The organism is Breznakia sp. PF5-3, from assembly GCF_029504745.1.
Lineage (GTDB): Bacteria > Bacillota_I > Bacilli_A > Erysipelotrichales > Erysipelotrichaceae > Breznakia.
Window position 1 is genome coordinate 1 of sequence record NZ_JAQFIQ010000049.1, and the last position, 16,492, is coordinate 16,492.

Annotated in this window: 16 protein-coding genes and 1 riboswitch; of the genes, 15 read left to right on the top strand and 1 reads right to left on the bottom strand. The window is 32.5% G+C overall.

What is annotated here, in order from left to right; all coding sequences use genetic code 11:
• Nucleotides 1–219 precede the first annotated feature (219 nt).
• The 3 genes from M2475_RS10005 (at nt 220) to M2475_RS10015 (ending at nt 2,583) form a co-directional block, all read left to right on the top strand.
• Nucleotides 220–1,299, top strand: a complete 1,080-nt coding sequence (locus M2475_RS10005) for an acyltransferase family protein (RefSeq protein ID WP_277491289.1) — start codon at nt 220–222, stop codon at nt 1,297–1,299.
• A 102-nt stretch (nt 1,300–1,401) separates the two neighbouring features.
• Nucleotides 1,402–1,851, top strand: coding sequence for a DUF1307 domain-containing protein (locus M2475_RS10010; RefSeq protein WP_277491291.1), 450 nt, complete (start codon nt 1,402–1,404; stop codon nt 1,849–1,851).
• 126 nt (nt 1,852–1,977) lie between these two features.
• Nucleotides 1,978–2,583 carry a superoxide dismutase gene (locus M2475_RS10015; RefSeq protein ID WP_277491293.1) on the top strand — a complete coding sequence of 202 codons (606 nt, stop codon included), beginning with the start codon at nt 1,978–1,980 and terminating at the stop codon, nt 2,581–2,583.
• Nucleotides 2,584–2,626: 43 nt separating this feature from the next.
• Here M2475_RS10015 and M2475_RS10020 read toward each other — a convergent pair whose 3' ends face one another.
• The gene (locus tag M2475_RS10020; protein WP_277491295.1) at nt 2,627–2,842 is read right to left on the bottom strand and encodes a hypothetical protein; all 216 of its coding nucleotides are present in this window, start codon (nt 2,840–2,842) and stop codon (nt 2,627–2,629) included.
• 129 nt (nt 2,843–2,971) lie between these two features.
• Between M2475_RS10020 and M2475_RS10025 the strand changes: the two genes are divergently transcribed.
• The 12 genes from M2475_RS10025 (at nt 2,972) to M2475_RS10080 (ending at nt 16,405) form a co-directional block, all read left to right on the top strand.
• A complete protein-coding gene (locus M2475_RS10025; protein ID WP_277491296.1) occupies nt 2,972–4,243 on the top strand; it encodes a DUF308 domain-containing protein in 1,272 nt (423 codons plus the stop codon).
• A 95-nt stretch (nt 4,244–4,338) separates the two neighbouring features.
• Nucleotides 4,339–4,438, top strand: a riboswitch (purine riboswitch).
• Nucleotides 4,439–4,600: 162 nt separating this feature from the next.
• Nucleotides 4,601–5,098 (top strand): 5-(carboxyamino)imidazole ribonucleotide mutase, encoded by a 498-nt coding sequence (gene purE / locus M2475_RS10030; protein ID WP_277491297.1) that lies wholly within the window; start codon nt 4,601–4,603, stop codon nt 5,096–5,098.
• A gap of 2 nt (nt 5,099–5,100) precedes the next feature.
• A complete protein-coding gene (locus M2475_RS10035) occupies nt 5,101–8,796 on the top strand; it encodes a phosphoribosylformylglycinamidine synthase (protein ID WP_277491298.1) in 3,696 nt (1,231 codons plus the stop codon).
• Between the two features lie 15 nt (nt 8,797–8,811).
• Nucleotides 8,812–9,519 (top strand): phosphoribosylaminoimidazolesuccinocarboxamide synthase, encoded by a 708-nt coding sequence (gene purC, locus M2475_RS10040; RefSeq protein WP_277491299.1) that lies wholly within the window; start codon nt 8,812–8,814, stop codon nt 9,517–9,519.
• Between the two features lies 1 nt (nt 9,520).
• Nucleotides 9,521–10,948, top strand: coding sequence for an amidophosphoribosyltransferase (gene purF / locus M2475_RS10045; protein WP_277491300.1), 1,428 nt, complete (start codon nt 9,521–9,523; stop codon nt 10,946–10,948).
• Nucleotides 10,941–11,969: a phosphoribosylformylglycinamidine cyclo-ligase gene (gene purM / locus M2475_RS10050; protein WP_277491301.1), complete on the top strand. Its 1,029-nt coding sequence runs from the start codon at nt 10,941–10,943 to the stop codon at nt 11,967–11,969. Before purF ends, purM begins: the two co-directional genes overlap by 8 nt.
• Nucleotides 11,963–12,544: a phosphoribosylglycinamide formyltransferase gene (gene purN / locus M2475_RS10055; protein ID WP_277491303.1), complete on the top strand. Its 582-nt coding sequence runs from the start codon at nt 11,963–11,965 to the stop codon at nt 12,542–12,544. The genes purM and purN overlap by 7 nt, the downstream gene beginning before the upstream one ends.
• Nucleotides 12,525–14,054 (top strand): bifunctional phosphoribosylaminoimidazolecarboxamide formyltransferase/IMP cyclohydrolase, encoded by a 1,530-nt coding sequence (gene purH, locus M2475_RS10060; protein WP_277491304.1) that lies wholly within the window; start codon nt 12,525–12,527, stop codon nt 14,052–14,054. Before purN ends, purH begins: the two co-directional genes overlap by 20 nt.
• 337 nt (nt 14,055–14,391) lie before the next feature.
• Entirely contained in the window at nt 14,392–14,712 is a 321-nt protein-coding gene (locus tag M2475_RS10065) for a hypothetical protein (protein WP_277491305.1), read from the top strand.
• 20 nt (nt 14,713–14,732) lie between these two features.
• Nucleotides 14,733–15,305, top strand: a complete 573-nt coding sequence (locus tag M2475_RS10070; protein ID WP_277491306.1) for an accessory gene regulator B family protein — start codon at nt 14,733–14,735, stop codon at nt 15,303–15,305.
• Nucleotides 15,306–16,019, top strand: coding sequence for a LytTR family DNA-binding domain-containing protein (locus tag M2475_RS10075; RefSeq protein WP_277491307.1), 714 nt, complete (start codon nt 15,306–15,308; stop codon nt 16,017–16,019).
• Entirely contained in the window at nt 16,019–16,405 is a 387-nt protein-coding gene (locus tag M2475_RS10080; RefSeq protein ID WP_277491308.1) for a hypothetical protein, read from the top strand. The genes M2475_RS10075 and M2475_RS10080 overlap by 1 nt, the downstream gene beginning before the upstream one ends.
• The last annotated feature ends 87 nt before the right edge of the window (nt 16,406–16,492 follow it).

Here is a 16,492-nt window from a genome sequence, read left to right on the forward strand (position 1 = left end):
TTTACACACATAATTGATAGCATACGAAAAATATTAAAAACATACATAATTAAAAGGGTGCTCCGTAATGGAACACCCTTTATGTCAACAGTCTGTACAATGATATATATCATTGTTTTTTTATTGGATTCCCAGCAAACTTTTACTTTATATATATTTTATATATTAATTTCTGTTATAATGAATAAAAAATATAGTAAATCTTTTTAAGGAGAGAACATGTCAGAAAATAATAAAATAAGAAATACGTATTGGGATGTGGTCAAAGGAATATCTATTATTTCTATTGTTATTGGGCATTGCATGCCATTTTTAAGCCGTTTTGTATATTTGTATCATTTAGCTATTTTCATCTTTGTGGGAGGATATTTGTTTAATAATGCAAAGTATTCTAAGGAGCCGTTTACTTTTATAGGAAATAAGTTAAAATCAAATTGGACTAAATATCTTATATATACCATATTGTTTATTATATTACATAATATACTTCTATCTTTAGGTGTATACAATCATGAAGTAGCGATCTTCTATAGCAAGGTGGATATTATTAAATATTCTATCAATACGCTCTTTTTCCAACATATGGAGCCATTAGGAGGAGCGTTATGGTTTATTGTAGTTATTGTATTTACTAGCATTCTTTATTGTTTTATTGTACATTTTAGTAATAAATTAAAAACGCCATTTTTAACGCATAGTTTTCGAATCGCAATTATGTTAATTGGGGCTTTTATAGGTGTTTATTTTGTAAAGAACAATATTGATGTAAATAATCAATTTCAAAAGGTTTTATTAATGTTGCCATTTGCAACTTTAGGAAATTATTGTAATAAGATAAAGAAAGATACATTTAATAAGTTGTTGAATCCAATAATTGGGGGATTAGCATTTTTTGCGTTATTATACATAGTTTATAAAACAGATTATCAAATAGAAATATCGCGCAATATCATTGGGAATCCTGTCATATTTTATTTAGTGAGTTGTATTGGTATCTTTTTTGTATTAGTTTTATCAAAATATATAAACTTAATAAAATATAATCCTTTTGCTAAAATAGGCTTTTATAGCTATGACATCATGGCTTTACATTTTTGTGTATTTAAACTTATAGATATTATATATTATCAATGGAATCCTTCTATAAACTTGAGTGGATTTCCGTATTCAGTTGTAGAGTTATGGCCACTTTATCTTATATTAGGAATTTTATTGCCCATCGTATTTGTCCTTATATTTAAAAGAGTCAAAAACTTTATTGTAAATATATTGGTCAAATTTCAAATTTTGAAAGTATAGTTATTATCGTTCGATATTTTGGAATATGAAAGGAATATGATACAATTTAAGCATATTAAAAATTTGAACAATAATATAACATATATTTGAAAGGAGAAAGCAATGCATAAGAAGATTAGTGGCGTAATCGGGATGCTAGCCTTGCTTATTTTAGTAGGGTGCTCAGGAAAGTCTGATATTGGGAAGAAAGTATGTACCATGAAAGACGATGGGATGAATTATAATATAGAACTTGAATATGATGGTGATAAAATTATCAAAATAAATCATATTCAAAGTTTAAATTTTGTGGAATTAGGAAGTACAGAAGAAACAGTAAAAGAGGTTACTGATGAAGCGAAGGAAGAGTTGGAGAAGGTAAAAGGAGTTAAATATTCTGCTGAAATTAAAGATGAAGAAGTAATAGAAACAATTGTCTTAGATCTTGAAAAGGCAGAACTTAGTGAATTGGATTCATCAGGAATATTACTGATTGATGGAGATAATGTAGATTACATATCTTTAGAGAAGACGCTCGCTAATTATGAAAAAATGGGAATGAAATGCAAGTAAACCACGATGAAGTGGTTTTTTGTTTGTAGATATATTTATCATAAATATTATTGTGAGCATATTCTTTTATATAGTATATAAAGGGTGCTAGAATAACATATAAGATAAAGATAGGAGGAAATAATTATGAAATTTGAATTAAAAGGCTTACCTTATGCATACGATGCTTTGGAACCATACATTGATGAGGAGACGATGCACTTGCATCATGATAAACATCATCAAACGTATGTTAATAACTTGAATGTAGCTGTGGAGAAACATCCAGAATTGTTTGAAATGAATGTTGAAGATTTACTTAAGAATTTGGATGATGTTCCATCAGATATTCGAGAAGCCGTACGTAATAATGGTGGAGGTCATGCAAATCATGAGTTCTTTTGGGATAGTTTAAGTGCTGATGGTGGTAAATTGAATGATAAAATAAAATTTGAAATTGATAATAATTTTGGTAGTTTTGAGGCTTTCCAAGAAGCTTTTACAAAAGCTGCAACAACTAGATTTGGGTCAGGTTGGGCCTGGTTAGTTAAAACGGGAGACAAACTAGAAGTGTTATCAACAGCAAATCAAGATTCTCCACTGAGTGATGGAAAAATACCATTGCTTGCACTTGATGTGTGGGAACATGCATATTACTTAAAATATCGTAATGTGCGTCCAGACTATATCAAAGCATTCTGGAATATTGTGAATTGGGATGAAGTTACAAAACGTTTTGAAGGTATTGCATAAGAAAGGAAGAGACGATCGTCTCTTCCTTTGTGTTTTAAATGAGTTATTCTGTTGCATCATAGTCTAATCGTTTCATTAACCAATCATGATATAGGTTAAGTAGGTCTAAGGCAAACAGCATGGATCCGTGATTCAATTGAATTACGACATCTTGTATATCCATTCCTGGCTGTAAGCGATTAGCAGAATGGGCATCCATGAGTTCTTCCAACACCCCTGTATCTAGTTCAGCTAAGAAATCGTGAATATCTGGTTTCAATATACTATCCTCCTTTATGATATTATTATATATCAAAATAATTATAAGATGAAGAGTGATTGAAAATTCAGTTTATTACTTGTTTTAAATGTTTATATAGATATAATGGTTTATATATAAGGAGAATACATGTATACAAAAAAAATGAATGCATTGCGCTTATTTTTAACTGGAACAATACTAATAGGGCTAGGAATTTTTATCTTAAATACTGGTATTTTTACTTTGCAGGCAATGTTTTATATTTTTGGAATTGCCTTTTTGGTTGTTGGAATTTCAAATATTTTACGTTTATTTATTAAAAAGATAATTGGTAAAGATACTGCGATTCATATTTCGACAGCACTCATCAATATTGCGGTAGGAATTGTTATTCTCTTATATCCACAGATGCAAATTTCTTTGTTTGGAATTATTTGTGGGTTGTATGCACTTTTGATAGGAGCAATTCGACTTTTAAATTATTATATTTTACGTAGAAATGTAGTAACTGGAAGATTGAAAGATTTATTGTTAGGTATTTTGTACATCGGCTTGGGTGGTTTTCTTTTATTCTCTCCATATTTGTATGTAGATGTTGTCTTAAATATTATAGCTGTATATTTTATATTGTATGGTGGAACATACTATAATGATTGGATTAGTGAAATTATACCAAATACAAAGAAGGATTATTTAAAACGAAAAATTAGGATTACAATGCCTGTTTTTATTGAGTTTATGATTCCTAAATTTGTTTTGGATGAAATAAATCAGTTTTTAACTCCTAGTGATGAAAAAGAAATTGATGCAATTCCTGATTTTGAAGAAATTAAAAGTGATGAAGAACCAGATATTGAAGTATTCGTTCATACCAGTTCAAAAGGGTTTGGAATGATGGGACATGTGGATATTTGTTTTGAAGGCAAAGTTATTTCTTATGGGAATTATGATACACATAGTCAACGTCTGTTTGAATTAATTGGGGATGGAGTGCTCTTTTTTGCGAATCGTGAAGAGTACATTCCTTTTGTAATTAAGGATAGTGAAAAGACGTTGATTAGTTTTGGGATAAAATTAGACGAAGTACAAAAAGAACAGGTACGTAAAAGGATGGAAGAAATCAAAGCTAATATTTATAAATGGATACCACCATTTTATGTGGGGAGAAATGATTATTACGCATCAAGATTGAATTATCATGTTCCAACAGAATTTTATAAGTTTAAGAAAGGAAAGTTTAAAACCTTTTTTGTTTTGGGAACGAATTGTGTATTGCTTGCGGATCAAATTGTGGGAAGTGCAGGGATTGATATATTGAAAATGAATGGAATTATTACGCCTGGAACATACTATGAATATTTGAATAAAGAGTTTGGTTCAAAGAATATGTTGGTAATCTCAAAACAGATTTATAATTAAAGAGCGCTTTAAAGTTTACTTTGAAGCGCTTTCATCATTTTTCGCTTATAATTGTGAAAATGTTTATTGAAAAAGTAGGCGTTTTCTAGTATTATAGGGGTGTATAAAAAAGTACTTGTATAATAGTTGTGATATGGTCAACAAGTTTCTACCTGACTCCGTTATTGTCAGACTACAAGTAGGCAAACTGTTCGTAGAAAAAAGATGGGTGCTTTTTTATTTTGGTGATCTTGTAGGAGGTAAATAAATGCGCAAAATCTTATACGGGACAGTTTCTACAAGTACAATTGAATCTTTTTTAGTCTAGTGGTGGAGTGTATCAAAACCGCGTTTTTTTATTTTTGGGAGGTATGAAAAATGGTACAAGTAAGCATTGTTATGGGAAGTAAAAGTGATTTAGGTGTTATGGAAAACTGTATGGATATGTTGAAAGAATTTGAAATCGGATATGAAGTGAGAATCTTATCAGCACATCGTACGCCTGTGGAATCTCATGAATATGCAGTAGGATTGAGGGAGCGAGGAATCAAGGTTGTGATTGCTGCTGCTGGAGGTGCTGCACATCTTGCTGGTGTAATTGCTGGGACAACAACGTTGCCCGTAATTGGTGTGCCAATTGAAACCAAAGCACTTGGGGGAATGGATTCCCTTCTATCGATTGTGCAAATGCCCAAAGGCATTCCGGTTGCAACTGTTGCAATAGGAAAAGCTGGGGCTGCAAATGCAGCGATTTTGGCAGCTCAAATTCTAGGAGTAAGTGATCATGTAATGGCAGAAAAGATGAGTGAATATAAAAAGACAATGGCATCAAAAGTATTGGCAGATACAGATGTAGAAACATATATGGGGAAATAACGATGAAAAAGAGAATCTTTGTAAGTAAAAAGGAAAAATATAATATTGAAGCAGTAGCCCTTTGTGAAGAATTTACACAAACGTTGGGAATTGAAAGTATAAAAAATGTAGTTTTATATAATGTGTATGATGTTTTTCATGCCGATGCACAAGATATAGAACTGTTGAAAACAAAAGTGCTAGCAGAAGTAGTTACGGATAATGTATATGAAGAATTAGCACTTGATGGAAAAACATACATTGCTTATGAAAGTCTTCCTGGTCAATATGACCAAAGAAGTGATAGTGCACAAGTTTGTTTGATGTTACTTAATAATAAGCAAGATGTGGTTGTGAAAAGTGGAAAGATTGTTGTTTTAGAAGGGGATCTAAAACAAGCAGAAATTCATCAGGTTAAAGATTATTTAATTAATCCTGTTGAAATGCACGAAAAGGATTTAAGTATTTTAGAAAACGATGAAGATGTAACAATTGAACCGGTTGCCATCTTAGAAGGGTTTACAACATTAAGTGAAACAGATCTTAAAGCATATCGTGATGCAGAAGGTTTGGCGATGACCTATGAAGATTTGGCGTTTATTCAAAAGTATTTTAAAGAGGAAGAAAAACGGGATCCAAGTATTACAGAGATAAAAGTATTGGATACGTATTGGTCAGATCATTGTCGTCATACAACATTTGAAACGGTATTGAAATCAATTGTAATTGAAAAAGGTAAGTTTAAGGACCAACTTCAAAATGCATATGAGTTATTTTTGAAATTAAATGCAGAAGCAAATAAAAAAGATAAACCAATTACGCTTATGAATATGGCGACTATTGGTGGTAAGTATTTACGTAAAATTGGATTGTTGGATGATTTGGAAGTCAGCGATGAAATCAATGCTTGTAGTATTGAGATAAAAGTTGATGTAGATGGTAAAGATGAAGATTATTTGTTGATGTTTAAAAATGAAACACATAATCATCCTACAGAGATTGAACCATTTGGTGGTGCAAGTACTTGTATTGGTGGTGCAATCCGTGATCCATTATCAGGAAGAAGCTATGTATATCAAGCAATGCGTATTACAGGAGCAGGAGATATCACAAAGGATATCAAAGATACGTTACCAAATAAGTTAGCTCAGAGTGTGATTTCAAAGACGGCAGCTCAAGGATATTCATCTTATGGAAATCAAATTGGTTTGGCTACGACATATGTGAAAGAATTGTTTGATGAAGGATATGTTGCCAAACGTATGGAAGTAGGAGCAGTTGTTGGCGCCGCACCAAAAGAGAATGTTGTACGTTTAAAACCACAACCAGGTGATATTGTTGTATTGCTTGGTGGTGACACAGGACGTGATGGAATTGGTGGAGCAACTGGTTCTAGTAAAGAACACAATGAGACTTCACTAACGAAATGTTCAAGTGAGGTACAAAAAGGAAATGCTCCGATTGAACGTAAATTACAACGTTTGTTTAGGAATCCTTCATGTACAAAGTTAATTAAAAAAGCAAATGATTTTGGAGCAGGTGGAGTGAGTGTAGCCATTGGTGAATTAGCAGATGGAATTCATATCGATTTGGATAAGGTTCCTACGAAATATGCAGGACTTAATGGAACAGAATTAGCTATCAGTGAATCACAAGAGCGTATGGCTTGTGTGATTGATCCAAGCGATTATGAAACCTTTCAACAATATGCATATGATGAAAATTTAAATACTTATATCGTAGCAACCGTAAGTGATGATAATCGTTTAGTGATGAAGTTTAAGGGTGAAACAATTGTTGATATTGCAAGAAGTTTCTTAGATACCAATGGAGTTCGTACTTCCCAAGATGTAATCATTGAAGATTATACAGCTAAAGAAGAGGATCCATTTGCACCTAAACAAATGCATATTTTAGAAAACTTGAAGCAAGACAATGTTGCATCACAACGTGGTTTGGTGGAAATGTTTGATGCAACAATTGGGAAATCAACAGTTCTTATGCCATATGGTGGACGCTATCAATTGAGTGAAAGTGAAGCAAGTGTACAAAAGGTACCAGTTTTTGGTTTCACGAATACAACCAGTGTTATGAGTTATGGATATCATCCAAAACTTAGTACATATTCACCATATTTAGGTGGAGCATACAGTGTTGTAGAAGCGCTGGCTAAGCTTGTTGCAGTAGGTGCTAGTTATGAACATGCACGGTTATCTTGCCAAGAGTATTTTGAACGTTTGAATCAAGACCCAAAAGCTTGGGGAAAACCAACGCAAGCACTACTGGGGTTAATTGAAGCCCAATATGAATTTCAAACACCAGCAATTGGTGGAAAAGATAGTATGAGTGGTACTTATAAAGATATTCATGTACCTCCAACATTGATTACGTTTGCTGTTACGAGTGAGAATGTAAATAACATTATCTCTAGTGATTTCAAAAAAGAAGGACATTATATTTATCTTGTGAAGCATCCAATGCACAATAATTACATGCCAAACTATGAAGCGTTGAAAAAGAACTTTAAGAAAGTGAAGCAACTTATTGATGAAAATATTATTTTATCAGCTTCAACAGTAAAATTTGGTGGTATTGCTGAAAGTTTATGTAAGATGAGCTTTGGTAATAAAATAGGTGTTTCTGTACAAGCGGATGAAGATATTTATAACTTATCAATCGGTAGTTTTGTAGTTGAAACAACAGAGCAAATCACAGCAGAGAACTTCATTTTGTTGGGAGAAACAACAAAATCTAAAAATATTTTCATTAATGGTGATACAGTTGAAATAGATGATGCTATTGATGCATGGGAAGAACGCTATCATAAATTATACCCAACTGTTGTGAATGAGGATAAACCAACAATTAGCACGCCTCTTTATGAAGCGAATGAAATAAGGAAGAATACGAAGAAAATAGATAAACCAAAAGTTATTATTACGGTTTTCCCGGGAAATAACTGTGAGTATGATTGTAAGGCTGCATTTGAAAGAGCAGGGGCAGAAGCTGAAATTTATGTGTTTAATAATCTTAATGTTGCATCTACTCAAAAATCACTTGAGGTGTTGAGTGACAAGATTAAAAATGCACAGATATTGATGATCCCTGGTGGATTTAGTAGTGGAGATGAACCGGATGGTAGTGGAAAGTTTATTGCCAATGTATTAAGCAATGATTTGATTCGCTCAGCAGTTCAGACTTTGTTAGCGAATGATGGTTTGATTCTTGGTATCTGTAATGGATTCCAAGCATTGGTAAAATCTGGATTATTACCATATGGAGATATTAGTAAGGTAAGTGAGACATCACCTACATTATTTAGAAATGACATCAATCGACATGTTTCGCATATTGCATCAACACGAATTACTTCTAATAAATCGCCTTGGTTATCAAGTTTTAAACCAGGGGATGTACATCATATTGCGATGTCACATGGAGAAGGTAAATTTGTTGTAAATGAGGCAGATGCAAAACAATTGTTTGAAAATGGTCAAATAGCAACCCAATATGTTGATCTTGAAGGGGATACTACAATGAATGGAAATTTCAATATCAATGGCAGTGATTATGCAATTGAAGGAATTACCAGTGAAGATGGTAGAATCTTTGGAAAGATGGGGCATAGTGAACGTTATGAAGATGGACTATATAAAAATATTTATGGTGAAAAAATGCAGAATATATTTGAAAACGGAGTAAACTATTTTAAACGGTAAGAGAGGTGTGATGTCATGAAAATGTTATATGAAGGAAAAGCAAAGCAAATCTTTGCAACAGATGATCCAGAAGAGGTAATTATTCACTATAAGGATGATGCAACTGCTGGAAATGGTGAAAAGAAGGGGACAATTGAAAATAAAGGTGTGTTGAATAATAAAATATCTTCACTCATTTATCAATATTTGATGAAGTATGGTGTTCGTACACATTTTATTAAAACGCTTAATGAACGAGATCAATTGTGCAAGAAAGTTGAAATTGTACCACTTGAAGTAATCGTTCGTAATGCAATCGCAGGAAGTGCTGCAAAAGCATACCATTTACAAGAAGGAACAGCACTAGATGATGCAATTATAGAAATTTGTTGGAAAGATGATGCTTTAGGGGATCCTCTTATTAATGATTATCATGCCGTTGCTTTTGGTTTAGCAACCAAAAAAGAATTAGAAGAGATTTACACCCAAACTAAGAAAATAAATGAATTAATGGTTGAGATGTGGGATACCATGGGAATTCGGTTGATTGATTTTAAAATAGAGTTTGGAAAAACAAGTGATGGTGAAATATTGCTAGCAGATGAAATTTCTCCAGATACTTGTCGTCTATGGGATAAAAATACAAATGAGAAGCTAGATAAAGATCGATTCCGTAGAGATATGGGAAATGTGGAAGAAGCTTATGCAGAAATCTTTGCTCGCTTAGAAAAGAAAGGAGCATAACATGCTGTTTGAAAAGGATTATTTTTTAACTGGTAAAATAAATGAAGAATGTGGTGTCTTTGGTGTTTTTAATGTGAAAGATGCAGCATCACTAACTTATTTTGGTCTTCATGCACTTCAACATCGTGGCCAAGAAGCAAGTGGTATCGCTACAAGTAATAAAAAAGAGATAAAGTGTATTAAAGGTAAAGGGTTGTTAACAGAAACTTTTAATAATCGTGTTATCAAAGGTTTAAAAGGTATTCATGCTGTTGGACATGTACGTTATTCTACTGCTGGTGGTGATGAAATGGAAAATATTCAACCAGTTATGGTACGTTCACATAAAGGAGACTTTGCAGTTTCTCATAATGGTAACATCGTAAATGCGAAAGAGTTACGCGAAGAGATGGAAAATAATGGAAGTATCTTTCAAGGGACAAGTGATTCGGAGATTATTGGACATTTGATTCAACGTGAGCAAGGAACTTTTGAAGAAAAGATTAAAAAAGCAGTTCAGCATATAGAAGGTGCATTTGCTTTTGTAGTCATGCGTGAAAATAGTATGTATGCGGTTCGTGATCATAATGGACTTCGTCCATTAAGTGTTGCAAGTGTTGATAAAGGATATGTTATAAGTAGTGAATCTTGTGCTTTTGATATCGTAAATGGTAGAGATGAATTTGATGTGTTACCAGGTGAAATTCTGAAAATAGATTATGATGGAATCAAACATATTATGTTCACAGATAAAATTCAACACAAGATGTGTGCGATGGAATATATTTATTTCTCTCGTCCAGATAGTAGTATAGATGGAATCAATGTTCATACAGCACGTAAACTATCAGGAAGAATGCTTGCGAAAATAGATTTAGCAGAAGGTGAAATCCCTGCAGATATTGTTGTTGGTGTTCCAGACTCAAGTTTGAGTGCCGCAATGGGGTATGCAGAAGCGAGTGGTTTGCCATATGAATTGGGATTGATTAAAAATCGTTATGTAGGAAGAACCTTTATTCAACCTACTCAAGCCCAAAGAGAGCGTGGGGTGCGAATGAAGCTTAGTGCAGTTCGTGATATTGTAAAGGGAAAACGAATCATTTTAGTGGATGATAGTATTGTACGAGGAACAACAAGTAAAAGGATTGTGCAATTGCTAAAGGATGCTGGAGCTAGTGAAGTACATGTACGCATTGGTTCACCAGCAATTACTCATCCTTGTTTCTACGGTGTGGATACATCGACACGAAAAGAATTAATCAGTGCAAAACAAGATGTAGCTGAAGTAAGAGACTTTATTCATGCAGAATCTTTGAAATTTTTAGAAATACCAAAGATGATGGAAGCCTTTGGAACAGAAAATTTATGTGTTGCATGTTTCAATGGATATTATCCAACAGATTTATATAATTTAGGAGAAACGCTAAAGGAGGAAATGGCGAATGAGTGATAAGTATCGCGAAGCTGGTGTAAATTTAGAAGCTGGTTATGAGTCAATTCGATTAATCAAATCACATGTAGCAAGAACAAAGGTTAAAGGTTCACAAGATTCCATTGGATCTTTTGGAGGCATGTTTGATTTAAGTGCACTAAATATGAAAGAACCAGTTCTTGTATCAGGAACAGATGGTGTGGGAACGAAATTGTTGCTTGCTTTCGCATGCGATAAACACGATACAATTGGTATTGATGCTGTTGCAATGTGTGTGAATGATGTATTGGTACAAGGAGCAATGCCGATTTTCTTCTTGGATTATTTAGCAGTCGATAAAAATCGTCCTGAAAAAATCGAACAAATTGTGAAGGGTGTAGCTGATGGTTGTGTACAAAGTGAATGTGCACTAATCGGAGGGGAAACCGCAGAGATGCCAGATATGTATAGTGAACATCATTACGATGTAGCAGGATTCTGTGTTGGAGCGGTAGAAAAAAGTAAACTTCTTGATGGGCAATCAATTGAAAAAGGACAAACATTGATAGGTTTAGCTTCAAGTGGTTGTCATTCAAATGGGTTTTCATTGATTCGTAAAATATTACTTAAAGATGCAAAGCTAGATTTAAACAAAGTATATGATGGGTTTGATAAACCTTTGGGAGAAGTGTTATTAACCCCAACCAAAATATATGTGAAAGCAATTAAACATGTACTTGAGAAAGTTGCTATCAAAGGAATGTCGCATATAACAGGTGGGGGATTCTATGAAAATATTCCAAGAATGTTGAAAGATGATCTAGGAGTTAAGATTGACATTACTTCTTTTCCAAGACCTAAGATCTTTGATTTGATTAAAGATTCTGGAAATGTTGATGAAAATGAAATGTATAATGTTTTTAATATGGGAATCGGTTTTGTTTTAGCAGTGGAAAAAGATGATGTGGAAAAAACAATGACATTATTGAAAGAAACTGGTGAAGAAGCATATATCATTGGTGAAGTTACAGATTCTGGAAAGGTTGACTTGCAGTGGTAAAGGTAGCAGTTTTTGCTTCGGGAAGTGGAACGAATTTCGAAAATTTAGCGAAAGCAAAATATACAAACGCTAAAATTGTGTTATTAGTAGTTGATAAAGAGGATGCATATGCAATCACTAGAGCAAAAAAATTCCAGATTCCATATGTTTATGTAAATCCTAAGGCATTTTCTTCAAAAAGAGAATATGAGGAACAAATTATAAAATATTTAGAACAGTATGAAATTGACTTTATCGCTTTAGCTGGATATATGCGTTTTATTGGGACATCGTTATTAACGAAATATCCTAATCGGATTATTAATTTACATCCTGCATATTTACCTGCTTTTCCAGGTGCGCATAGTATCGAGGAAGCATATGAAGCCAAAGTTGAACATAGTGGGGTAACAATTCATTATGTAGATGAAGGAATTGATACAGGAACAATTATTCATCAAGAGAAAGTGTTTCTTGATCCAAAATGGAGTTTGGAAGAATTTGAAGATGCAATTCATACTTTAGAATATAAGATGTTTCCTGTGGTATTAAATAAAATATGTGAGGAGGTAAACCATGAAAAGAGCATTGATTAGTGTTTCAGATAAAGAGGGGTTAGTCCCTTTTGCACAAAGTTTGATTTCTTTGGGATATGAAATTATTTCAACAGGAGGAACAAAAAAGGTTTTAGAAGAAAGTGGTGTACAAACGATTGGAATTAGTGAAGTTACCAATTTTCCTGAAATCATGGATGGGAGAGTAAAGACATTACATCCAAATGTACATGGAGCATTGTTATGTGTTCGTGATAATCCTAATCATGTGAAACAATTAGAGGAATTGGATATTAAGTATATTGATTTAGTATGTGTAAATTTATATCCATTCAAACAAACGCTTCAAAAAGCTGGTGTAACACATGAAGAAATTATTGAAAACATTGATATTGGTGGACCTAGTATGTTGCGTAGTGCAGCAAAGAACTATAAGTTTATTCCTGTGGTTGTAGACCCTCAAGATTATGATTCAGTAATCCATGAACTGAAAAAAGATGGAGAAACTTGTTTGGTTACAAGAGAATATTTAGCTGCAAAAGTATTCCGTCACACAGCTAGTTATGATACAATCATTGCACAATATTTAGGTGAAAAGACAGGTGCAAAATTTCCTGAGTCTTTTACGATTACGTATGATAAAGTACAAGATCTTCGCTATGGAGAAAATCCTCACCAAGAAGCAGCTTTTTATAAGGCAGCAGATCCAAAATATTCAATTGCAAATGCGAAGCAATTGCATGGTAAGGAATTATCTTATAATAATATCCAAGATGCAAATGCATGTATTGAAGTCTTGAAAGACTTTGAACAACCTTGTGCTGTAGGAATGAAACACATGAATCCTTGTGGTGTGGGTATCGGGAAAACGATTGATGAAGCTTGGGATAAAGCTTATGAAGCCGATTCTACTTCAATATTTGGAGGGATTGTATCTTTTAATCGTGAAGTTGGGGAAGCAACAGCAGAAAAGCTTTCAAAGATTTTCTTAGAGATAATTATTGCTCCAAAATTTAGTGATAAAGCATTTGAAATATTAACTCAGAAAAAGAACATTCGTTTAATGGAATTGGATACTTCTTTGGAAGTGAATTCAAAATTAAAAGTAACCAATGTAAATGATGGTCTTTTAGTTCAAGATATGGACTTGAAAAATGTTGCTGAAGAAGAACTAACGTTCCCAACAAAACGGAAACCTACAAAAGAGGAATTGGAACAATTAATATTTGCTTGGAAGGTAGTAAAACATGTGAAAAGTAATGCAATTGTTTTGGTGAAAGATGATATGACAATTGGTGTTGGTGCAGGACAGATGAATCGTGTAGGAGCAGCAAAAATAGCAATTGAACAAGCAGGAGAAAAAGCAAACGGAAGTGTGATGAGCAGTGATGCATTCTTCCCTATGCCAGATACTGTTGAAGCGGCAATTAAAGCAGGAGTAACTGCGATTATTCAACCTGGTGGATCAATCAAAGATCAATTATCAGTTGATGTTTGTGATGAACATGGAATCGCGATGGTTTATACAGGAGTTCGTCATTTTAAACACTAAGCTAGAAATAATATAGGATACACAAAACTACCAACTTTATAAGAAAGTGGTAGTTTTTTTGTTATTTAAAATTAAAAAATGAAGAAATAATTAATTATTAAGATGGTAATCAAAAAACTTTTGGTTTTAATTGGATTAGAACACATCTATTTATAGATCGAAAATTATAGCATTTTTAATGGGTAGATGATTTTTGCTTAATTTTATTGTCTAATAAGTTTTTATGTGAAATCTTTTAGAAGTGCTATAATAATATAGAAAAGAAATGAAACACGTGAAAATGTTTATATAATATAGATAAACATATGAAATAGAATCTATGTAGTGAGGTAATTTGATGAGTGAAAAAGAAAAAACAATGATATACATAAAATCAAAATTGAAATCAGGAAGCATTTATACAATTGTATTTACGGTTGCAGTGTTATTGATGTCTTTACTAAAATTAGATTTGGAGGTTATCGTTTCTGCTTATATTGTTATTTTGTGTGCAATTATTTTGGCATTTAATTTTCCTAAAAGGAAGAAAAGTGACGGAAAAGTGCAATATGAGCAATGGGATGGAGCACTTGTAAACGGAGCTTTTATTATAAATATGATTTGGAGTATATACTTATTGGTACCACCATTTGTTTTCTTTTTGGTTAGTGGTATTTAATTATAGAAAAGGTGATGTAATTGATTAGTTGGATAGCAAAACGAATTGTCAATGTTTTTGAAAACAATGAAGTGATGGAACATGAAAAAGAAATCTACCAACATGGATTAGAATTGTGGTTATCTTATGTTAGTGGATTGATTGTTCAAATTATCTTCTGTATTTTTTCTGGCTTCTGGATTGAAACCATATTATTTATTTTGTTTCTTGAAACATTACGTAAGTATGCAGGTGGTTATCATGCAAATACTTATTTAGGATGTAATATTATTTATTTGCTTTCATATTTTATTTATTATGCACTGATGGTTTATGTTGAAATTTTACCAAGTATTAGTGTTATTGGTTATCTTTTATCAGCACTTATTGTTTTAAGGCTTTCACCAGTGACACATATTCATAATCCACTAACAAAAGAAGAACAGAATAAATACAGACAAATTAGTTATTTAATTGTCTTTATGGATAGTGTTTTATTCTTTGTTTTCTATTTTTTATTACCTTATTATATGAATATTATATTTATATCTATGCTAATGAATGCATTATTTATGCTAGTAGGATTGCTATTTAATGAAAGGGGGGGAATCTGAATGAAATTATCAATTTGCGTTGTTGATGATACAAGTGATAGTTTAGAAACGATTCAAAAATATATTAAAGAATATGAACTGTTTAGAAGATCGGATGTTTTTTGCTTTTCAGATTCTCAAAACAGAGGAATTTTAGAAAGAGAATATGATTTATATTTTCTTGATATTGACATGCCAAATTTAAATGGCTTTGAATTAGCTACCAAAATACAAGAACAATATCCAAATACAATTTTGTTATTTGTATCAAATCATAATGAATTTGTTTATGATTCTTTTAAGTTTGATGCCTTTTTCTTTGTACGAAAAGATCATTTTGAAAGTGATATGAAAGATGCTTTGAAATTAGCGAATGAAAAATTACTTCGTAAAGAGAAACGATATATTTTAGAAAATAAAGGTGATAAGCGTACGATTCCATATAATGATATTTTATATTTTGAAAAATTAAAAAATAAAATAAGAATAAAAACGATGAATCATGGTGATTTTTATGAATTACAAAGCATGAAAGGGCTCCAGCAGAAAATTAATTTGAAGGAATTAGGGTTTTGTTTGATTAGTGCTGGAACATGCGTGAACTTAAATAGCATTGTGCGTTTGAATGGCAATGATGTGTTTTTAAAAGGAGACATTAGTTTGATTGCAAGTCGCAGATATTTGCCTGAATTAAAGCATGAATATCAAAAACATTTGATGGAGAGTGATACATAATGCCAATTTCTATTTTTGACTTAACCATCAATGTTGTGGAAGCTGTCATCTTTGTGCTTTTTCTGACTCGTTATTTTCAGATGAAAAAGTCTTTTACTATGACATATTTCATTTTATGGGTTATCTTCGGAGCTGTTGGAGTGACCATCATGAATATTTATTTAGGATATGAGAAATATTTTACATTTCTGATTTCGTTGGGACTTTATTTTCCTTGGTTGCTTGTGTTTGCCAAAGGGAGTGTGTTGGAAAAGGGGTATATAAGCCTTTTTATGATTCAATTGAATGCAACGATTATAACGACTAATTTAATCCTCGGTTCTTTTATTGTGTATCATGGTATTGAAATGGCGAAGATTTTAAGTGAACACTATGAAGTGATGTGAACCCATAAAGTTGGACACGTTATTATTTAAGCGCTTAAACTTGAGGATTGTTCTCTGTATGCTACAGGGGATAATCCTTTTAGTTTG